The sequence below is a fragment of the Erythrobacter sp. Alg231-14 genome (genome assembly GCF_900149685.1).
Taxonomy (GTDB): Bacteria; Pseudomonadota; Alphaproteobacteria; order Sphingomonadales; family Sphingomonadaceae; genus Erythrobacter.
Window position 1 is genome coordinate 600,359 of record NZ_LT702999.1, and the last position, 19,702, is coordinate 620,060.

Genomic DNA, 19,702 nt, shown 5'->3' on the forward strand with positions numbered 1-19,702 from the left:
CCGCTTGAAACCAAGCGCCAGCACGCGCATTGATCAATTGATATGACCAAAGAAAAATCGCCCTCCGCAAAATCTTTCAAAAAACCTGCGCATTGGAGCAACGATCCCGTGCCAAAGCCCAAAGCTGTGGATCCTATGAAAGACGAACCGCGCGACCTTTCCCCAACCCGCTACGGCGATTGGGAGCAGAATGGCATCGCGCGCGATTTCTAGAATTTACCCAGTGCTCAGCTAGGCGCGCAGCCCATCACAATTTTTTGAATTCGACCTTCAGCCCATCTTTGGGTTGTGGGATTGGCCACGGTTGCCATGCGGGTGCATATCCCTCCGTTGCTTCAATGCGGTAACGTTGCAGCAACTGTGCAATCAAAACCTTCACCTGCATATAGGCAAAGTGCAGACCCAAACACATATGCGCACCGCCACCAAACGGCACCCAGGCGTATTTGTGGCGCGCCTTCACTTTGTCAGGTGTGAAACGCATCGGATCAAAGACCATGGGATTGTCCCAGTATTCTTCGGAATGGTGGGTCCAATTGATGTTGATGCCGACCATTTGCCCGGCGGGAATCTTGTAACCGCCATATTCGAAGTCCTTGATCGCGCGGCGGGGCATCGAAGGCACAGGCGGAATCATCCGCAACGCCTCTTTGAAAGCCATTTCCGTTAGCTCAAGTTTGCTCATGTCGTCATAATCAAGCGCGCGTGCTTCGCCGCTGCCGTCTGGCCCGCCAGTGACCGCCATGACCTCTTCGCGAACCTTTTCTTGCCATTCTGGATTGATAGCGAGCTGGTAGATCAAAGCGGTTGCGGACGATGTGATCGTATCGTGCGCGGCCATCATCAAGAAACTCATGTGGTCAACCACCTGATCAACCGGCAGCATTTCGCCATCTTCGCGCGTTGCAGTGGCGAATTGGCTGAACATATCTTGCCCGCCGCCCTGCAGACGACGACGCTCGGTTTCTTTGGTCAAATACTCGACCATATAGGCGCGGCCATCTACGCCACGCTTCATTTTTGTGAACGGCAACGGCGTCCGAATGGGTGCGACAGATGCCTGCACCATATCGACAAATGCCGTGTTGATTCGATCCGCCTCTGGTCCCCATGGAATGCCAAGGAAGCTGTCCGCAGCAAGATCCAATGTTAGTTCTTTAATAGCGGGATAGAACTTCATTGGTCCTTCCCAATTCGCCACTGCGCGCGCGATGCCAGAATTAAGAGCCCCGGAATAATGACGCATCGGTCCCGGTTTAAAGGCGATGGAAAGCGCGCGGCGGTCAATCCGGTGATGATCAAAATCGATCAACATCAAACCGCGAGGAAACAATTGGTCTAAAACCGGACCCCACCCTTGCTCGCTCGAAAAAATCTTATCCTTGTTGAACAAGACAAGTTCATTCGCATCCGCACCGATTAGAGCGACATTCCAACCGCCAAAAGCATAGGTCTTGTAGACTTTACCAAATTTCTCGACCCGCTCCTGCGTAAAAGCGTGCGGGTCAGCAAGTTGGGTGAAAGTGTTGCCGACAATCGGCCAACCGGCATCGCCGGGAATGTGCGCAATATCAGCCTCAGTCGGAACACCTTCGCTCCAATGGTCGAACACGGGATCGTTCTGGGCTTCAGCTTTGGCGAGGGTGGCCATATCGGGCATGCTCCGAGGGTTGATCTTGGTCTAAGTTCGTATGCTTGATGCAACTTACCACAGTGTAAATACACCGCCACCCAAATTGAGATAGTATCGAGCCGCCCTAAATCCAGCCGGACAATTCGCGCTGAATGATCCCGTTGATCATAACAACCCCAGCATCCGAGACATTGAGGCAGTCAAGCACAGCGTATTCATCACCACCGGCCTCTAGAAACTGATCGCGTCCTTCCAAAGCCAGTTCCTCAAGCGTTTCAACACAATCGGCGGCGAAACCCGGAGCAGCAACGACCAATCGCTTGGTCCCCTTCGCGCCCTCGGCCATCAGAGTGTCGTCGGTTGCGGGTTCCAACCATTGGGCCGGACCAAAGCGTGATTGGAACGTGGTTTCAAACCGCACCCCGTCAAACTCAGGTCGCCCGACAAGGCGTTCTCGCAACAGTCGAGCACTCTTGTGGCAATGACAGTGGTACGGATCACCTTTTTCTAGTGTCCTTTGCGGCATTCCGTGAAAGCTCAACAGCATCGTTTCCGGACGGAATGACAGAGCGCCGACTTGCCGAGTAAGATCGTCGGCCAGCGCATCAAGATACAACGCATCATCATGATAAGGCGGAAGGAAACGAAGAGCGGGTTGCCATCGCATTGCGGCCATCACACGGGCCACCTCGTCAAACACAGTCGCTGTCGTCGCCGCACAATATTGCGGATAGAGCGGCGCGATTAGGATCCGATCGCACCCCTCCCGCATCATCTCGGTCATGCGTTGTTCTATCGACGGAGAACCATATCGCATGGCATAATCGACGACGAGTTTGACGCCCTCATCATCGCCGTTCTTTTGCGCAGCATCGAAGCCGCCTAACTCCACTGCAACAGCTTCAGCGATAGACGCTGTAATATCGGCAAGAGGCGATCCGCGCTTGGTCCATATTTTGGAATAGGCAACCGAGCTTTTCTTGGGGCGCGTGTTGAGGATGATCCCACGCAAGATCGGCTGCCAAGCAATTGCAGGAATCTCGATAACCCGTTGGTCAGAAAGAAATTGCTTGAGATAGCGTTTGACCGAGGCCGGATCGGGCGCATCTGGTGTGCCCAGATTGACAAGCAACACGCCAATTGCGCCGCTTTTCACCGGTGTGTGATTATCGGGAAGGTGTTGTTTTTGCCAAGTCATGATTGCGAGAAACGCTCTTTGTCACTTTTTGTGCCCGAATACGGCTTAGTCGCCATCGATGAAACGCTCAGACAAGCCATCCGATTAGATCCCGCCTGACAAAAGGGGAAGCCGGCGCAGCCTTAGGCCCGTCGCCGAGAACAGTGCATTTGCAATGGCCGGCGGAGCAATAGCAACGCCAAGCTCTCCCGGATCAGCAGGGGTCGCTTCGCTGGCTATGAAATCCACTTCGACCTCGGGACAATCGGCCAAGGTGGGCAGACCCAAATCGGCGTACTCAAAACTGGTGGGCAATCCGCCACGCATTCTAAGGGCGTTGCCCAACGCAATTCCCAAACCGAAAAGCAATCCGCCTTCGATTTGCTGGCGTGCAATATCCAAGTTGATAATGCGTCCAATATCGACCGCCGCAGAAAGGCGGGTCACTCGCACACCGCTATCGCCTTCGCCCGCTTGGCGACGCGCGGTAGCAACGCAAGCGATCCGCCCACCTGTTTCGGCATCACCAATGCGATAGCACGCAATCCCCTGACCACTTTGATCCACGCCGCCGTTCCATTGCGCCATCGATGCGGCGCGCTGCAAACACGCCGCCAATCGAATGTCACTGCCCAACATCGACATGCGATAGGAGAGTGGTTCACGCATTGCGCTCGCGGCGATTTCGTCGATGAAACTTTCGATCGCAAAAGCCGATGGCACATGCGAATTGCCGCGGACACGGCCCACTGGCTGTCCCGTTTCGACGGGAATGTGGCGGACCGTGACGCTCGGCAATTCGTAGGGCGGGACGGTCCCTTCAAGAGCCAATGGATCAGATCGATCACTGGATTCGCGGATCGCCGCCCACGACGTCAGATTGCCGAACAACCTTTCACCAAATTCTCGTGCGCTCGGAGGGGTTGCGACACGGAGCTTGAGTGCGTCGATCGCCCCGCTGCCGGCGCCTGTGTCGCCGCCGGCCAACTGCGCCCCCAGCAGCATAAAGTATGGTGCACGAGGGCGCGATTTGATCAATTCCTCGCGCCGCTTCCAAGTCAGCTGAACCGGTTTGCCCAGCGATTTTGCAATATGCGCAATTTCAATGGCGTGGTCATGTTCAAGCCGCGAATCAAAACTTCCGCCGGCCGGCATGGGATAAAGCGCCACGTCTTCGGTTCTTAGACCGACCGCCTTGGCCGCGGCTTTGCGCGTTTGTTCGGGGGCCTGTGTCGCGATCCACAATTCCAACCGACCGTCTGCATAACGCGCTGCCGCACTGGCCGTTTCGAGCGGTGCGGCATGGGCGGGCTCGACTTCATATCGACGAGCCACATCAACGCGGGTCAAAGCTTCTTCGCCAAAACCGGTTTCCGCGGTTTTAAAGCTATCGCCGGCGGATAACAGCGTGTCCAAACGGGCGTCTATATCGTCGCTGTTCACCGGAAAGCTTGTGGTGAATTGCGGCTCCATCGCGTTCAAAGCCCGCTCAGCGCTCCACCATGTGGTCGCCGCCACAGCAAGCCATCGTTTCGTTTTGACCGCGCCGACTATGCCGCCAATCTGCGATGCCGCATCCGGGTCGAATCCTGTCAATTCGCTTCCATCGCTTGGTCCGTGACGGATCGCTGCAAAGACCATTCCGGGAAGACGAACATCGGACGCAAAAGTGAAGCCGCCATCGACCTTTGATGGCAGATCGACACGCGGAAAATCGGGCAATTGCGCCGGTTCTTCAAGACCAAATCCCGGTTGCGCCGCAGCTTTATTCACAGTTGAGCTGGAAACGGGAACGGCGGCGGCATTTGGCGCATCGGGCTTTATTGGCGGTGGTTCAGGCGGGGATTGATCTGCCGCTCCCACCGCAAGTTCGCCGAACGTTGCGCTTTGGTCGCCAAAGCTGACTATACCGTCGTCAACCACGCATTCTTCCCAGGATGTGTCCCAACGCGAAGCGGCCTCTTGAGCAAGCATCGCGCGCGCCGCAGCGGCGGCGTATCGGCAAGATGCTTCATAAGCGGCGATCGATGTGCCTTCAGCTGTTGCAGTGAACCGTTCGGATCGAGCGAACGCGCGCGCCTGCATATCGTCGCTTGTTTCTGACAAGCCTGCCGCAAAAGAACCCCACAAAGGCGCCCATTTCTTGGCTAATGGCACGTTGGGATAAGCGGCCGCCACCGGCGCTGGCTCCACCGCGACCTGACGCCAATCCGCGCCCAGTTCTTGCGCCACGATTTGGGGCAACAAGGTGGTGATCCCCTGCCCCATCTCCAATTGCGGCACAGCGACCGTTACGATCCCATCCTCCCCAATTTTAATCCAAGCGTCGAAAACATGTTCGCCGCGCGCCGGTTCAAGCGGATTGGGGTAGTCGCGCGGCAAAAACCACCAAGCGACAAGCAATCCGCCGCCCAATGCAGCCCCGGTTGCCAACCCGCGCCGAGTGATCTGCATGGCTTACACAGCCCCCGATTTCATCCAGCGGTCTAGCCGCTCGGCAATCGCAACAAACGGGGCCGCGCCTTCTCCGTCTAGAGAAGCAGGCGGTTGTCCCGCATCGCCCGCTTTACGTGTTTCCATGGTCAGTGGGATCCGGCCCAGGAATGGAATCTCTAGCGCCTTTGCAAATTTCTCCACGCCGCCTTGACCGAACGGGTCGCTAACCTCACCGCAATGAGGACAAGCATACCCGGCCATATTCTCAACCAAACCAATGATGGGTACTTCGCCGTCTTCAAACAACTGACCCGCGCGCGCGGCATCCAACAAAGCCAAATCTTGAGGGGTTGAGACCAGAACAGCGCCGTCGGGTTTGCTGTCTGACATCATCGAAATTTGCACATCGCCTGTGCCCGGCGGCAAGTCGATTAAGAGCAATTCAGTGTCATCCCAAACCGCGTCTACCAATTGACCAAGCGCTTTACCGGCCATGGGCCCGCGCCACGCAAGCGCTTTGCCCGGGGGTACAACATTGCCCATCGACAACACTTTGACGCCATGTGGGCTATCGATTGCGACAAGTTTGTCGCCTTGGTTCATCGGCTGTTCGCGATCCGTGGCCAGCAACCGCGGCTGTGAGGGGCCGTAAATATCGCCGTCAATTACGCCGACTTTGCGACCCATTTTGGCCAAAGCCACCGCCAGATTCGCCGTGAGAGTTGATTTTCCCACTCCGCCTTTGCCCGATCCCACGGCAATGATCATCCGCCGACGGCGGTCTGCGATCAAGGCTATCCGTGCTTCGTTCACATCCACCAGACCGCCCTGATCATTCTCGACCAAGGCGTTTTGAATCAGTTTTTCCAGCTCCTCGCGGGCTTTTGCGCCCAAATCACCGGCCTCAGCGACGATCACCGCGCGTTGATCAACAATGCGAGCGGAGCGAATCCTTCCTGAAATCTCAATCGGCAATGCAGCGCGGATCAATGCATCGTCCTTCGCAGCATCACGGGGCGGAGTGTCAGAGGACTGATTTTTATGGGAATCTTGAGTCATTATATCCGCAGAATTGTCGGTGTTGCAGGTCGCATTATGCCCCTACCACCAATTTCGCGGCAATTTCACACCAATTTCATTATTGCGACCCCTGTTTTTCCTCAGATTGCGTTCCTATAAGAGTAGGATGCGAATGTTTGATGGTTTTAAACACAATGTCGGGCTGGCTATGGCCGGTAAGAAAAACCCATGGGGTAAACCCACAAGCGGCGGCGGCGGCGATGATGGCGGCGGCGGCGATGATGGCGAAGGCGGGGGAGCATCTGGAAGTGATGATGGTCCTCGCAATCCTTGGCTACCGGGGGGCAGCAGCCAAAAACCGGGCGGGCGCCGCTCGGCCAATATAGAAGACATTTTTAAGAATAAGGGCCCCGAGGGCCCCAGCCGTTCTGGCGGCGGTGGCGGACCCGGCTTTCAAATGCCTGAACTTCCAGGTGGACGCAGTTGGACCCCAATACTGATTTTTGGTGCCGTGATTTTGTGGTGGCTGTTCACTGGATTGCACTTGATCCAGCCGCGCGAAAACGCCGTAGTCAAACGGTTGGGCGAATTTCACCGGACATTGGAACCTGGCTTTCATATGTCGTTCCCCTTCCCGATTGAGACTGTTGATGTCGAAGACGTCGAGGGCGTTCGCGCCGTGAACATTCCCGATGGAAGTGGAGAGAAACTGATTCTAACCGGGGATCAAAACCTCGTCGATCTCAGCTACATCGTCCGCTGGCGGATCAACAATTTGAGCGATTTCAAATTCAAGTTGGCTGAACCGGTTCAGACGGTTAACGAAGTGGCCGAAGCTGCGATGCGCGCATCGGTCGCCGAAAAAACGCTGGACGACACGTTCTCGGGCCAAGGTCGTTCCGAAATCCAACAGGCAGTGCGTGAACGGATGCAGGAAACGCTCGACGCGTATCAAGCCGGGATCCAAGTCGTTGGTGTCGAAATTGCCAAGGCTGACCCGCCAAGCGAAGTTGTCGAAGCCTTTCGCGATGTCTCGGTTGCCGAACAAAACGCCGATCGCAACCGAAACCAAGCGCAAGGTTACGCGCAACAAACTCTCGCTACCGCCGAGGGTGAGGCCGAAGCGTTCAGCAAGGTGTATGAACAATACCGCCTTGCTCCGGGTGTGACCCGACAACGTCTGTATTATGAAACCATGGAGCGTGTTCTGGCGCAGACTGACAAAACTATCGTCGAAGCCGAAGGCGTGACGCCATATCTACCGCTTCCAGAAATACGCCGCCGGGCAAACGCCGCGCAGCCGGCTCCTGCTGCACCAACTCAGGCGGGAGGCCAATAATGGAAAATCTTTGGAACAACTATCGCTGGTTGGTTGTCATTTTGGGCATCACGCTGATCGGCCTTTCGATGAGCGTCTTTGTCGTCAACGAAGAAGAGCAAGTCGTTGTCGTCCGCGCGGGTGAACCGATCTATGTCTACAACCGCCCGGGAAGCGATTTTTCCGCCGGCTTGGGCATTCGCGCACCATTGATAGATTCCATTCGTCGCGTTGAAAAACGCGTGCTGGATCTGGAAATGACGGACGAGGAAGTTCTCTCGAACGATCAACAACGCCTTTTGGTAAGTGCCTACGCCCGTTTCCGCATCATCAACCCCATTCGCATGATTGAACGGGCGAACACCACCGACGGTGTTGTCGTCGCGCTGGAACCGATCTTGAACTCGGCTTTGCGTCAAGAATTGGGGCGACGCACATTTGCCAGCATGTTGACCGCAGAGCGCGGCACAGCATTGGCCAATGTCCGAGCAAACCTCGACAGAGAGGCACGCCAATACGGTGCCGAAGTAATCGATGTTCAGATCAAACGGACCGACTTGCCGTCTGGTGCGCCGCTCGAATCAGCATTCCAACGCATGGAATCAGATCGTGAGCGCGAAGCCCGCACAATCCGTGCGGCCGGCGCACGTGACGCTCGAGTCATCCGCGCAGAGGCTGACGCCGAAGCCGCCCGTATCTACGCAGAGAGCTTTGGCCAAGACGCCAGTTTCTACGATTTCTATCGCGCGATGCAAAGCTACGAACAAAGCTTTGCGCGCGGCGAGGGGCGCGGAGAAAGCTCGATCATTATGTCGCCGGACAACGAATATCTGCGTCAATTCCGCGGTCAACGTTAAGACATTGGCTTTGTCGACGGATTAGAGACTGGCGGTAACTGTTCACGCGAATCCGCCGAACAAACACAATGAAGGAACGCGCGAGCAATCGGATGAACCGCCAACAGGGCTCTACCGACTACAAGTGTGTTCAATCTCCGTTCAGTGCGTCTAAGCGCATTCTGGGGACGTAACTGGAACAGAAAAAGGGCGCGGTATGCTGCCCAAAATGAAAAGGAACGAGAGGACGTGAGCAACGTGCGGTATGTTTATGGACTGACGAGCGCGCTTTTGGTGGGGGGTGCAGCGGTCTCGTTGATGACTGGCTATCCCGCAGGCGCGCAGGTCGCTCAAAATGCTGATTCTGTCATGAATCAGGTGGTTCCCATCGAAGGTGCACCGGCAAGCTTTGCCGATCTGACCGAGCAATTGCAGCCCGCGGTGGTCAATATCGCGACGCGCCAATCAATTCAGGTTGATCGCAACCCATTCGCTGGCACGCCGTTCGCTGAATTGTTCAATCGGCGCAGAGGCGGCAACAATCAGCCGCAGACGCGCGAAGCGCAATCGCTCGGTTCGGGCTTTATCATCAGTGCCGATGGCTTCGTCGTCACTAACAACCACGTTGTGGCGCCGGACAACCGGGCGACGCTCGAAGAAATCACCATCACTATGCCCGATGGCACCGAGTATCAGGCGGAATTGATCGGCGCGGACGCCGCCTCCGATCTGGCTGTTCTCAAAATTCAATCGGAAAACACGTTTCCCTTCGTGAATTTTGGCGATTCAGCTCAAACGCGCGTGGGTGAGTGGGTTGTCGCGATCGGCAATCCATTTGGTCTTGGCGGCACCGTAACGTCGGGCATCGTATCGGCGGTCTATCGCAACACCGGCCAAGGCGGCGCCTATGACCGCTTTATTCAAACCGACGCCAGCATCAACCGCGGCAATTCGGGCGGACCGTTGTTCGACATGCGCGGCAACGTGATCGGCATCAACAACGCGATCTTCTCACCTAGCGGCGGCAGCGTCGGCATTGGTTTTGCCATCCCAGCGGAAATCGCTGCCCCAATCGTAGAGCAATTGCGGCAAGGCAATGAGATTGAGCGTGGCTTCCTCGGCGTTAGCCTTGAACCGATGAACGACGATTTGGCCGATTCCCTTGGCCTGCCGCGCAATCGTGGTGAAATGGTCCAATCGGTCCAAGACGACAGTGCGGCGGAGAACGCCGGTCTGCGTGCCGGCGACATCATCGTGAGCGTCAATGGTCAGGATGTGACATCCGAACAAACGGTGTCATTCCTCGTCGCGAACATCGCGCCAGGTGAAAGCGTTCCGATCGAAGCCATTCGTGATGGCAACCGGATTGCGATCAACGCAACATTGGGCAAACGTCCAAGCGAAGCAGAGCTTGCGCAACAACAGCAAACATTTGACCCGGATTCCGAAGAGCCGATGGCTCCGAACGAATCCGACGAAATGATTGCTGAAAAATTGGGCCTCCAAGTGCTGGAAATGACGCCGCAAATCGCGCGCAGCCTAGGTGTGGGCTCGGATACAGCCGGATTGGTTGTTGGTGCGGTTGACCCGAATTCCGATGCAGGCCGCAAAGGGCTTCGTCGGGGCGACATTATCCTATCTGCCAATTATCAGGCGATCAGCACAATCGAAGGTCTGCGCGAACAGATCACCGCAGCGGAATCAGACAATCGCGACGCCGTATTGTTGCGCATCCAACGCCGCGGCGCACCACCGCGCTTCTTGCCGGTGCGTTTGCGCTAAACTGGCCCAGCAACCGACCCACAAAGTGAATGAGCCCCCGGTCAGCATCGCTGATCGGGGGCTTTTCTTTTGGCGCCATTGAGGCGCAAATTGGCCGTCGTCCTACCTGTTGTTGAACGAGGTGTTGGGTACATTGTTCGAACCACCCTCGCCCGGATCCCGCGGTGGGGCAATCGCCGGAGGCGGCACAGAGTTGGGCTCAGGTTCGGGCGGCGCATTGCGTGGCGGACGATTTTGCCCCGTGGCCTCATCTAGGAAATCCTGGCTGGCGGCGGATGGTGGTTCAAGCTCTGGGATTGGAGCCAAACCGCCCTCGCCGACACCTCCACCGACCGGCCCGCCATTTCGTCCATCACCGAACGCGCCTTCGAAGCCATCGTCGCCCGTTTCGCGACGGCCCGGTTCGATCAGATTGCCTTGCTCATCGATAAAGTAGTAATCGTCTGGGTCGCCAAACATCGCCTCTTCATCGGGCTCAAGGCGCCAATCCGGCAAATTCAATTCGGTGTCGAATTCTTCAACAGCCCGATCTTTCACCGCGTACCGCATATAGGCGGCGAACGCCTGAGCTGGGGCGCGTCCGCCTTGGAGGCCGGGCACGGCTCTCGCATCATCGCGGCCCATCCAAACGCCGGTTGTAATCCCGCTTGAAAAACCGACAAACCAACCGTCCTTGTTTGAACTGGTTGTGCCGGTCTTACCCGCAACCGGACGACCAATTTGGGCCGCACGGCCCGTACCCGTCTGGACGGCTGCCTGCAGAAGATCCGTTATCCCTGCGGCAACGTAGTCGGGCACCAATTGCGTTTCGCGCGACTTTTCATGCTCATAAATTGTCTCACCATCGGCGGTTGTTACTTTGAGAATGCCGTAAGGCTCAACCGCCATCCCGCCTGCCGAAACGCTTGCAAAAGCGCGCGTCATTTCGATCAACCTTACCTCAGAAGATCCCAACACCATCGATGGGAAGGTCGATATAGGGCTGCTGACACCGAACCGCCGCGCCATGCTGGCCACGGTTCCGAAACCAACTTCATTGCCCAATTGGGCCGCGACCGTGTTGATCGAGTAGGCAAAGGCCGTGCGCAAATTTGTATCGCCGACATTGCGCCCGTTTGCGTTGCGCGGGCTCCACCCGTCTATGGTGACGGGTACATCTTTGACTTTGTCATCGGGCGTGTATCCAGCTTCCAATGCAGCGAGGAAGACGAACAATTTCCACGATGAACCCGGTTGCCGCATCGCGTTGGTCGCGCGGTTAAAATTCGTTTCTACGTAATCGGTGCCGCCCACCAAAGCGAGGATCGCGCCGTCGCGATCAAGGCTAACCAATGCGCCCTGTGTTTCGCCCGGCGTGTTGGCATCAATAGACGCGGTGGCCGCGCGCTGCATTCCAACGTCCAATGTGGTCCAGACCTCAAGCGGCGCGTTAGTTTCTGGTAGCAAAAGATCGAGTTGCGGAAGCGCCCAATCGGTAAAATAGCGAACCGAGTTTTGGCCCGATTGCTGTTTCAGTTCGACCGTGTCGACATCAACGGATGCTTGCGCTTCGGTGATATATTCCTGTTCACGCATCAACCTCAAAACCACTTGAGCCCGATCCACCGCGGCTTGGACATCTGCGGTGGGTGAATAGCGGCTTGGCGCTTTGACAAGTCCGGCAATGATCGATGCTTCGGCTACGCTCAATTCTGTGCCGGGATGGCTGAAGAATTTGCGGCTCGCGCTGTCGACGCCGTATGCGCCGCCGCCAAAGTACACCTTGTTCAGATAGAGTTCGAGCAACTGCTCTTTCGAAAACCGCCATTCGAGGGCCATCGCTAGGACGGCTTCACGCGCTTTGCGGTCCACCGTGCGGTTGGATGACAGGAAAAGGTTGCGTGCCAATTGCTGGGAAATCGTTGATGTGCCACCGACCCGCGCGCGCGAACCGGTAATCCCTTCGACAATCGCGCCGCCTGTGCGCCAAAAATCGATCCCGAAATGCGAATGAAACCTGCGATCTTCGACCGCTATCATCGCATTGCGCATGTTTTCCGGAATCTCATCATGGTCCAGCCACTCGCCAAAACTGGGCCCAATCTCAACAATTTCGCTGCCATCGCGGGCACGAACCAAGATCGTTTGTCCCGTTTGGTTGGCCTTTAATTCCTGAAAGCTAGGTATCTCACGCGCCGCAAACCCGACCGCAAACGCAAGAAAGATCACACCTAGAACACCAGCGGCGGTGCCCCAAATGGTCAGCTGTTTGGTCCATTTCCAAAGAAATGATGGTTTCTTGGGACCGGAATTGGATGCTGCTTTGCCCTTGCGCGAAAGCCTCTGTTTTCCGGACGCCTTGCCCGCACTCGCACGCTCAGTCGCAGCCCGGCGAGAGCCGCGCTTGCCTTTGTTTTGAAGGCTGTCACCCCGCTTAGACATTACACTTTATGGCCTATTCCTGATGGCGTGTTTGGCTGAACCGGTGTCGGACACAGCATTTCAAGCATCGTTATGCTTAGAACACTTGTAACCGGGCGTGAACAATGCGCCGCGCATCATCCCCATCGCAATACTCAACGCAAATCAGTCGGCATCAAAATTCAAAGCGGCTGAGTTTATACAATAGCGCATGCCACCATCTTCAGGTGGGCCATCGGGGAACACATGACCCAAATGACCGCCGCACGCAGAACACAAAACCTCCGTGCGGACCATGCCAAACGACACATCGCGTCGCTCCTCGACGGTTTCGTCCTGGGCCGGCTTTGTGAAGGCAGGCCATCCGCAACCGCTGTTGTATTTAGAATCGCTCGCGAACAGCACGGTGCCGCAACCCGCGCAAACATACTCGCCTTCGTCGTAATGCTTATCATACTGACCGGTGAAAGCGCGCTCTGTTCCCGCCTCGCGCAACACATGATATTGCTCCGGCGTCAATTTCTCGCGCCACTCAGTGTCGGTTTTGGTTTTTGGATCGCTCATTCTTTTCTCCTCTGATCCATCTGCGCGTTTAAACACTGCCACAGATGCAACCGGGGTCAGGTTGGTGAACGATTATATCGGATTTAACGGCCGGCTTCACAAGTGACTGGAATTTCTCGCTCTCAAAGAAGCCCGTTTATCCGTCGACTTGAGCGTAGTGATCAGGGGGTTTGATAACATCCATGCGTTCCGACAAGAGCGGCCGAAAACTGGGCCGGCTTTTGAATACCGCGTACCAGCCGCGCGTTTGTTCATGGCCCTGCCAATCGATACCGCCCAAATAATCGGCAACGCTAATCTGAGCGGCAGCCGCCAAATCGGCCATGCTCATCGTCGACCCAGCAAGCCAAGGTCGATTGTCGATCAACCAATCCATGTAGTCCAAATGGCCATGAGCCATACGCATCGCTTCGCGCAAAGCGCGGCTATCAGGGGGCTGGCGTAGAACGATCCGCTTCTTCATCCGCTCCAACAACAACGGCGCCGTTACATCGTTAAAGAAATTTTCGTCGAACAAAGCCGTCAATCGGCGGATTTCGGCGCGGTTTGTTGCCGTGCCATTGATCATTGGAGCGCGATCGACTGTCTCTTCGAGATATTCACCAATCGCCCGGCTGTCGGCCAAAGTTATGCCCTTACCCTCATTCACCAAAACCGGCGTTCGGCCCGCTGCGTTGAGGTTAAGAAAGTGATCGGACGCGGCCCACGGGTCTTCGCGCACCAAATCATAGGCGACGTTTTTTTCGCCCATAAGCAGGCGGATCTTGCGCGAAAAAGGGCAAAGAGGAAATTGGTAAAGCTGCCACATGGTCCGGCCACCCATGCCCGAAGATGATGGGCGAATCCACTCCAATCCACCGCGTCACTGATCAGAAATTGACACGCCTAGCTAAAGCCCAGCAGACTGCTTCATCAACAAGCACGCCGGCATCATGGATTGGGCCTGAGCACCCTTGTCGATCTGCTCCAATTCCTGCACTTCGCGTAGGATCATCGTTTGGACTTCGGTGCCGCTCATCCCTCGGTCTCGCATCAACGGGGAGAGCGATCTGACAAAGAATTCTCTGCCTCCATCCGCTTCGAGATCCGGATAGTTTGCCCCACGCGGATCGCCCTGGTTTTGCCAACGTGTGACCAGAGCAAACGCCACGCTGCAACGCATGCTGGCGGCTTGTTCGATCGGCAGTTGGTCCAAGGATGTGACCTTAGGTAAGGTCGCTTCGATGGAAGGAGCACCTGCGCCTGTCTGGGCACCAACATCGACATCTGCCGTCGCTTGCAAAAGGAACGGGGCCGCAAAGGCGGTAAACAATGAAACAGTCATGGTCACGCTATCCATCGTGATGGATGAACGGCCCGTGACGCGATCGCCTGTTCCAAGTCAGAATATTGGGAAATGGGACCGCACGCACAAACTGGTTGTGGTCCGCTGGTCGCGTCACTACTTCGATATCTGCAAATTGATATGCAATCCAGAGAGAGGAAATGTGCCAATGCTCAACCATGTAATGATTGGTTCCAACGACATCGAACGGTCAAAGACCTTCTACTCCGCCGTGCTCGGCGTGCTTGGGGCAAGCGAACCCTTCGTCAATGTGAACGACACCGGACATACACGCCTATTCTACAGCCACGATGGTAGCACGTTTTCGATCAGCGAACCGATCAACGGCGAAAAGGCCAACTGCGCCAACGGTTTTACCATCGGTTTCAAATGTTCATCGCTTGAGCAAGTCACCGAACTGCACGATGTGGCCGTCGCCAATGGCGGCACCAGCATCGAAGACCCTCCCGGCCCGCGCAGCGGTTCGATGGGCACTATGAACCTTTGCTATTTCCTCGATCCCGATGGCCACAAAATGTGCGGCATCCATATGGCGGGCTAAATCGAAATTGGTTTTGAGTTGGGCCTCAACGGCTCAACTCAAACACCGCAAATTCGGCGCGCCAATTTGCTCCAAACGGAGAAATGGCGCGTTCGTCGGCAAAGAACCAAGAGCGCTCAATTTGGGCGCTCTTGTCTTTTGCAAGATCACGAAAATCATCAACTGTCACATGGTGGATGTTGTCTGTCTCGTACCAGCTTACAGGCAATGCGCGCGTCACCGGCATTTTCCCCCCAAACATCAACGCGGCGCGGGTCCGCCAATGCGCAAAGTTGGGGAAGGAAACAAACGCGCGGCGGCCCACGCGCAACAATTCATCCAGCATAAGGTCCGGACGCGCTGCGGTTTGCAGGGTCTGGCTAAGAATAGCGTAGTCGAACGCCTTGTCAGGGTAATTGGCAAGATCTGTGTTTGCATCACCCTGCACCACCGAAAGGCCACGCGCGACACTCCGCCCCACGAGCACCGGATCGAGTTCAAGGCCGCGCGCATCGCAGCCCTTCTCGGACTCCAACGCGCCCATCAAATCTCCATCGCCGCATCCAATATCCAGAACCCGGCTACCCGCACCGACATGTTCGGCGATGGCCGCTAGATCGGGGCGAAGACTGCTTGTTGAAAATTGGCTCATTCGACAAATCCCCGCACCACCCGATCAAGCTCATCATGCTCCAGCAAGAAGCTGTCGTGTCCATTCGGTGCGCTCAATTCGACAAAGCTAACCTTTGCACCCGCGGCGTTGAGCGCGTGGACAATATGGCGGCTTTCTGCGGTGGGGTAGAGCCAATCGGTGTCAAAGCTGACCAGACAAAACCGTGCCGATGCCCCGGCAAAAGCATCGGCCAATTTGCCGCCATGCTCTTCTGCCAGATCGAAATAGTCCATCGCCCGCGTGATGTAGAGATATGAATTGGCATCGAACCTTTGGGTGAAACCGCTGCCTTGATAGCGAAGGTAACTTTCGACCTGAAAATCGGCGTCAAACCCAAAACTCTTTGAAGAACGATCCTGCAATCGGCGGCCAAACTTCGCGGTTAGACCCTCTTCGGAGAGATAGGTGATATGCGCAGCCATGCGCGCAACGGCCAAGCCGTTGTCGGGCGATGCCCCCGTCGCATAATAATTACCATTGGCCCAAGCTGGATCGGCCATAATCGCTTGCCGGCCGACTTCGTGAAAGGCGATATTTTGTGCAGAATGCCGTGCGGTCGATGCAATCACCAAAACCCGCGCGGCGCGATCGGGCCAATTCGCGGCAAGGCTCAATGCCTGCATCCCGCCCATCGATCCCCCGACGACAGTGTGCAGTTGCTCAATGCCCAATCCATCCAGCAGGCCGACCAAGCCGCGCACCATATCACGCACCGTGATGACCGGAAAACGCATCCCATGCGGCGCGCCATCCTGCGCCTGACTGGCGGGTCCGCTAGATCCCATGCAACTGCCGATCACATTGGCGCAAATGACATGCAACCGATCGGTGTCGATTGGCTTGCCCGGCCCAACCATCCGTTCCCACCACCCAGGCTTGCCAGTAATCGGATGGTCACTAGCGACATATTGATCGCCCGTTAGCGCGTGGCAGATGAGGACAGCATTCGATTTGTCTGCGGCCAACTCACCATAGGTTTCGTAGGCAATTTGGGCCGGGTTCAACGCTTGCCCACTATCCAACGGCAATGGTTCGGGCAAAACATAGGTGGCGGAAATGTGCGGCAAAAGATTGTGATTCCAACGCAAGCCCCCGCCCGGACAAACCCAGCGTAGGCAAAAAACAACAGATTCATCCCTTAACCGCTGCCCACACGCTTGTCGAAGGGACGTTTTTCTTTCAAGCGACTTGGCATGACACGCGCACCCGTTCCAAAACCATATATCTTGGGCATTCACGCCTATGTCCCCGGCAAAGCAACCGGCGAGGATGGCCGTGCGTTGATCAAATTGTCCGCGAATGAAAATCCTTTGGGCACAAGTGCGGCGGCCTTGGACTCCCTCATCTCTGCTCGCGAAGCTCACGACAACGGTGCTGCTGCATACCCGGACCCTGATTCAAAAGCGCTGCGATCCGCCCTAGCGAAATTGCACGGTTTGGATGTGGACCGGATCGTTTGCGGTACGGGGTCGGATGAGTTGCTAAACTTGGCGGCACAAGGATTTGCCGGATCGGGCGACGAAGTGCTGTTCAGCCGCAACAGCTTTGCAGTTTATGATATTGCCGCGCGGCGGTGCGGAGCCATCCCAATCGAGGCCGACGACACCGATTTCACCGCTGATGTCGATTCCATTTTGGCCGCAGTAACGGAGCGCACACGGGTGGTCTTCCTAGCCAACCCCAACAATCCGACGGGCACATGGATTTCACCCGATGCCGTCAACCGACTGCATGCCAGTTTGCGCGACGATATCCTTTTGGTGATCGACGAAGCGTACGGCGAATATTGCGACCCGGCCAATCAACGTGTCGGTTTCGATCTGGCAAATGCCCACGATAATGTGCTGGTCACACGCACGTTCTCAAAGATCTATGGACTGGCGGCAGAGCGAGTGGGTTGGGCAACGGGTGCGCCCGGTTTGATCGATGTGCTCAACCGTATCCGCGGCCCGTTCAACGTCACCGCCAGTGGACAGCGCGCCGCGCTTACCGCTTTGGGGGATCAAGATTTTGTCGCTGCCAGTCGTGCCCACAATACGGCGGAGCGCGCTCGATTTGTTGAAGCCCTATCAGCGTTAGGCAATCACGGCCTGTCCTGCGTTCCAAGCGAAGCCAATTTTGTTTTGGTCCGGTTCGATGGAGATGTCAGCGCGGCAAGCGCGCTCTCCGCGTTGGCGGAGGCGGGATACGCCGTTCGTCATCTGCAGGTGGACGATCTGGCCAATTGTTTGCGCATCACAATCGGCAAGGCGGACGATATGGCGCGTGTCACAGCCACGCTGCGGCAATTGTGCGGAGAGACTGAATGAGCATCCAAAATGTCGCAATCATCGGATTGGGCCTGTTGGGCGGTTCAATCGGATTGGCGGTGCGCGAACACGCCCCCGATGTCACCACGTGCGGTTTCGACCGTGACGCTGGCGTTCGTGCCGCGGCGCGTGATCGCGGTTTGGTTGGCACGGTATGCGACAACGCGGCCGATGCGGTTCGAGACGCCGATCTAATCATTTTGTGTGTACCAGTCGGCGCCATGGAACAGGCCGCGAGCGACCTATCCCAACACATTCGCCCCAACGCGATTGTGTCAGACGTGGGCTCTTCCAAACAAAGCGTTGCAGAGGCTCTGAGCCGCGCTTTGCCCGACCATACAATTATCCCAGCACACCCGGTCGCGGGGACCGAGCAAAGCGGGCCAGATGCTGGCTTTTCATCGCTCTTTTCCAACCGTTGGTGCATTTTGACTCCGGCAGACGGCGCCGAAAAAGGCGCGGTCCAATCTCTGAGTGATTTTTGGACCAAGCTGGGTGCGAACGTAGAATTGATGGATGCCGCGCATCATGACCTCGTCCTAGCCGTGACAAGCCACATTCCGCATCTAATCGCCTTTACCATCGTGGGAACGGCGAGCGATTTAGAAGAGGTGACCCGAAGCGAAGTCATCAAATATTCCGCTGGTGGTTTCCGCGATTTCACCCGCATCGCCGCATCCGATCCAGTCATGTGGCGCGACGTATTCTTGAACAACAAAGGTGCCGTCCTCGAAATGCTCGGTCGGTTCAGCGAGGATCTCACCGCGCTGCAACGAGCCATTCGTTCTGGCGATGGAGAGACATTGCACGATCTCTTCAGCAGAACCCGCGCCATTCGCCGTCAAGTTATCGAACAAGGGCAGGATGATGAACGTCCTGATTTCGGGCGCGAGGATCACACCTAACTTGCGGTCACAACAGCGCCATACGGAATTTCCGTCCGGCGCCAAGGAATAGAATGTGTTGGGTTAGGCGTTGGCCGGCGCGTCGTCGGCTGAGAAACCTGCATCGGTGTTCAGCGCGTTGATCGCGCCATGCACGCGACGTTCAACCTCTGCTCGCGGCAACCCAGCGGGAATCGGCTCACCAACCCGGTACGTGATCACGCCCGGCTTTTTGATCAATCCGTGATAGGTTGGGCCGCTGTTCACCGCGATCGGAACAACCGGCAGACGCAGCAATTTATAGATCCCTGCAAACCCCGATTGCAATTGTGGTTCATCACCGTGTTCGACCCGTGTCCCTTCAGGGAATATAACCAAAGGGCGGCCTTCATCCACGCGTTCACGCGCGGTTGCAATCATTTCGCGTAGCGCCCGTGCGCCCTTGTCTCGCGCCACAGGAATCAGACCATAAACCCGCGCCGACATTCCCCAGCCAGGGATTAGGAAAAGCTCTCGTTTTGCGAAGACTGTTGGAAAACTGAAAAGGCGCGGCATGTCTATCGCTTCGAAGAAACTCTCATGCTTGACCGCGATGAGGACGGGCTCATCCGGGATGACGCCTTCCTGCACGATTTCGATGCCCAAGATGGATTGCACGCACCACACATGCCACGCTCCCCATAGGGCGACGACCTTCTTCAACTGTTCGCGTCCGAACGGAATCGCCAAGACTGACGCCACGACCAAGAGCGCACTGAACCCGTAAAATACCGGATAGAAAGCAAGGCTACGCAGGAGTGCCAAG

General features: G+C 56.4%; 18 protein-coding genes. 7 read left to right on the forward strand and 11 right to left on the reverse strand.

The annotated features are described in order from the left end of the window. The first annotated feature begins 42 nt into the window (after positions 1-42). Entirely contained in the window at positions 43-213 is a 171-nt protein-coding gene (locus BQ8290_RS02750; protein ID WP_108787419.1) for a DUF1674 domain-containing protein, read from the forward strand. A gap of 34 nt (positions 214-247) precedes the next feature. On the opposite strand, the gene BQ8290_RS02755 is transcribed toward BQ8290_RS02750, so the two are convergent. From BQ8290_RS02755 to BQ8290_RS02770, 4 genes are all read right to left on the reverse strand, one after another. After that, a complete protein-coding gene (locus BQ8290_RS02755; RefSeq protein ID WP_108791802.1) occupies positions 248-1,651 on the reverse strand; it encodes a cytochrome P450 in 1,404 nt (467 codons plus the stop codon). Positions 1,652-1,757: 106 nt separating this feature from the next. Beyond that, positions 1,758-2,831 carry a ferrochelatase gene (gene hemH / locus BQ8290_RS02760; RefSeq protein ID WP_108787421.1) on the reverse strand — a complete coding sequence of 358 codons (1,074 nt, stop codon included), beginning with the start codon at positions 2,829-2,831 and terminating at the stop codon, positions 1,758-1,760. 84 nt (positions 2,832-2,915) lie between these two features. After that, positions 2,916-5,264 carry a molybdopterin cofactor-binding domain-containing protein gene (locus tag BQ8290_RS02765; RefSeq protein ID WP_108787423.1) on the reverse strand — a complete coding sequence of 783 codons (2,349 nt, stop codon included), beginning with the start codon at positions 5,262-5,264 and terminating at the stop codon, positions 2,916-2,918. 3 nt (positions 5,265-5,267) lie between these two features. After that, entirely contained in the window at positions 5,268-6,305 is a 1,038-nt protein-coding gene (locus tag BQ8290_RS02770; protein ID WP_108787425.1) for a P-loop NTPase, read from the reverse strand. A gap of 127 nt (positions 6,306-6,432) precedes the next feature. Here BQ8290_RS02770 and hflK point away from each other — a divergent pair, with 127 nt between their 5' ends. The 3 genes from hflK (at position 6,433) to BQ8290_RS02785 (ending at position 10,202) form a co-directional block, all read left to right on the forward strand. After that, on the forward strand, positions 6,433-7,605 hold the full coding sequence (hflK, locus tag BQ8290_RS02775; protein WP_108787427.1) for a protease modulator HflK: 1,173 nt from the start codon (positions 6,433-6,435) through the stop codon (positions 7,603-7,605). Then, entirely contained in the window at positions 7,605-8,441 is an 837-nt protein-coding gene (hflC, locus tag BQ8290_RS02780) for an SPFH domain-containing protein (RefSeq protein WP_108787429.1), read from the forward strand. Before hflK ends, hflC begins: the two co-directional genes overlap by 1 nt. A 228-nt stretch (positions 8,442-8,669) precedes the next feature. Further along, positions 8,670-10,202: a Do family serine endopeptidase gene (locus BQ8290_RS02785; RefSeq protein ID WP_108787431.1), complete on the forward strand. Its 1,533-nt coding sequence runs from the start codon at positions 8,670-8,672 to the stop codon at positions 10,200-10,202. A 102-nt stretch (positions 10,203-10,304) separates the two neighbouring features. Here the strand turns inward: BQ8290_RS02785 and BQ8290_RS02790 are convergent, their stop codons facing one another. The 4 genes from BQ8290_RS02790 to BQ8290_RS02805 all read right to left on the reverse strand — a co-directional run bounded on the left by BQ8290_RS02790 (position 10,305) and on the right by BQ8290_RS02805 (position 14,490). Beyond that, positions 10,305-12,623 (reverse strand): PBP1A family penicillin-binding protein, encoded by a 2,319-nt coding sequence (locus BQ8290_RS02790; protein WP_108787433.1) that lies wholly within the window; start codon positions 12,621-12,623, stop codon positions 10,305-10,307. A gap of 144 nt (positions 12,624-12,767) precedes the next feature. Next, positions 12,768-13,166: a peptide-methionine (R)-S-oxide reductase MsrB gene (msrB, locus tag BQ8290_RS02795; protein WP_108787435.1), complete on the reverse strand. Its 399-nt coding sequence runs from the start codon at positions 13,164-13,166 to the stop codon at positions 12,768-12,770. A 136-nt stretch (positions 13,167-13,302) separates the two neighbouring features. Continuing rightward, entirely contained in the window at positions 13,303-13,974 is a 672-nt protein-coding gene (locus BQ8290_RS02800) for a glutathione S-transferase N-terminal domain-containing protein (protein ID WP_108791804.1), read from the reverse strand. 81 nt (positions 13,975-14,055) lie between these two features. After that, a complete protein-coding gene (locus tag BQ8290_RS02805; RefSeq protein ID WP_108787437.1) occupies positions 14,056-14,490 on the reverse strand; it encodes a hypothetical protein in 435 nt (144 codons plus the stop codon). A gap of 169 nt (positions 14,491-14,659) precedes the next feature. Between BQ8290_RS02805 and BQ8290_RS02810 the strand changes: the two genes are divergently transcribed. Beyond that, positions 14,660-15,052 carry a VOC family protein gene (locus tag BQ8290_RS02810; protein ID WP_108791806.1) on the forward strand — a complete coding sequence of 131 codons (393 nt, stop codon included), beginning with the start codon at positions 14,660-14,662 and terminating at the stop codon, positions 15,050-15,052. A gap of 25 nt (positions 15,053-15,077) precedes the next feature. Here BQ8290_RS02810 and metW read toward each other — a convergent pair whose 3' ends face one another. Continuing rightward, positions 15,078-15,683, reverse strand: a complete 606-nt coding sequence (gene metW / locus BQ8290_RS02815; protein ID WP_108787439.1) for a methionine biosynthesis protein MetW — start codon at positions 15,681-15,683, stop codon at positions 15,078-15,080. Further along, the gene (gene metX, locus BQ8290_RS02820; RefSeq protein ID WP_337660941.1) at positions 15,680-16,792 is read right to left on the reverse strand and encodes a homoserine O-acetyltransferase MetX; all 1,113 of its coding nucleotides are present in this window, start codon (positions 16,790-16,792) and stop codon (positions 15,680-15,682) included. Before metX ends, metW begins: the two co-directional genes overlap by 4 nt. A gap of 105 nt (positions 16,793-16,897) precedes the next feature. Between metX and hisC the strand changes: the two genes are divergently transcribed. Both hisC and BQ8290_RS02830 read left to right on the forward strand, forming a co-directional pair. Then, a complete protein-coding gene (gene hisC, locus BQ8290_RS02825) occupies positions 16,898-18,013 on the forward strand; it encodes a histidinol-phosphate transaminase (protein WP_108787441.1) in 1,116 nt (371 codons plus the stop codon). Continuing rightward, on the forward strand, positions 18,010-18,918 hold the full coding sequence (locus tag BQ8290_RS02830; protein ID WP_108787443.1) for a prephenate/arogenate dehydrogenase family protein: 909 nt from the start codon (positions 18,010-18,012) through the stop codon (positions 18,916-18,918). Before hisC ends, BQ8290_RS02830 begins: the two co-directional genes overlap by 4 nt. 63 nt (positions 18,919-18,981) lie before the next feature. Here the strand turns inward: BQ8290_RS02830 and BQ8290_RS02835 are convergent, their stop codons facing one another. Further along, positions 18,982-19,701, reverse strand: a complete 720-nt coding sequence (locus tag BQ8290_RS02835) for a 1-acyl-sn-glycerol-3-phosphate acyltransferase (RefSeq protein ID WP_108791810.1) — start codon at positions 19,699-19,701, stop codon at positions 18,982-18,984. Position 19,702 lies beyond the last annotated feature (1 nt).

What these genes read in the sequence shown, in the direction of transcription:
- BQ8290_RS02750 (WP_108787419.1), top strand. Translation starts at nt 43, where the DNA reads ATGACCAAAGAAAAATCGCCCTCCGCAAAATCTTTCAAAAAACCTGCG.
- BQ8290_RS02805 (WP_108787437.1), bottom strand. Translation starts at nt 14,490, where the DNA reads ATGACTGTTTCATTGTTTACCGCCTTTGCGGCCCCGTTCCTTTTGCAA.
- hemH (WP_108787421.1), bottom strand. Translation starts at nt 2,831, where the DNA reads ATGACTTGGCAAAAACAACACCTTCCCGATAATCACACACCGGTGAAA.
- BQ8290_RS02810 (WP_108791806.1), top strand. Translation starts at nt 14,660, where the DNA reads ATGCTCAACCATGTAATGATTGGTTCCAACGACATCGAACGGTCAAAG.
- hflK (WP_108787427.1), top strand. Translation starts at nt 6,433, where the DNA reads ATGCGAATGTTTGATGGTTTTAAACACAATGTCGGGCTGGCTATGGCC.
- BQ8290_RS02765 (WP_108787423.1), bottom strand. Translation starts at nt 5,264, where the DNA reads ATGCAGATCACTCGGCGCGGGTTGGCAACCGGGGCTGCATTGGGCGGC.
- hflC (WP_108787429.1), top strand. Translation starts at nt 7,605, where the DNA reads ATGGAAAATCTTTGGAACAACTATCGCTGGTTGGTTGTCATTTTGGGC.
- BQ8290_RS02755 (WP_108791802.1), bottom strand. Translation starts at nt 1,651, where the DNA reads ATGGCCACCCTCGCCAAAGCTGAAGCCCAGAACGATCCCGTGTTCGAC.
- BQ8290_RS02800 (WP_108791804.1), bottom strand. Translation starts at nt 13,974, where the DNA reads ATGTGGCAGCTTTACCAATTTCCTCTTTGCCCTTTTTCGCGCAAGATC.
- BQ8290_RS02790 (WP_108787433.1), bottom strand. Translation starts at nt 12,623, where the DNA reads ATGTCTAAGCGGGGTGACAGCCTTCAAAACAAAGGCAAGCGCGGCTCT.
- msrB (WP_108787435.1), bottom strand. Translation starts at nt 13,166, where the DNA reads ATGAGCGATCCAAAAACCAAAACCGACACTGAGTGGCGCGAGAAATTG.
- BQ8290_RS02770 (WP_108787425.1), bottom strand. Translation starts at nt 6,305, where the DNA reads ATGACTCAAGATTCCCATAAAAATCAGTCCTCTGACACTCCGCCCCGT.
- BQ8290_RS02830 (WP_108787443.1), top strand. Translation starts at nt 18,010, where the DNA reads ATGAGCATCCAAAATGTCGCAATCATCGGATTGGGCCTGTTGGGCGGT.
- metW (WP_108787439.1), bottom strand. Translation starts at nt 15,683, where the DNA reads ATGAGCCAATTTTCAACAAGCAGTCTTCGCCCCGATCTAGCGGCCATC.
- hisC (WP_108787441.1), top strand. Translation starts at nt 16,898, where the DNA reads ATGACACGCGCACCCGTTCCAAAACCATATATCTTGGGCATTCACGCC.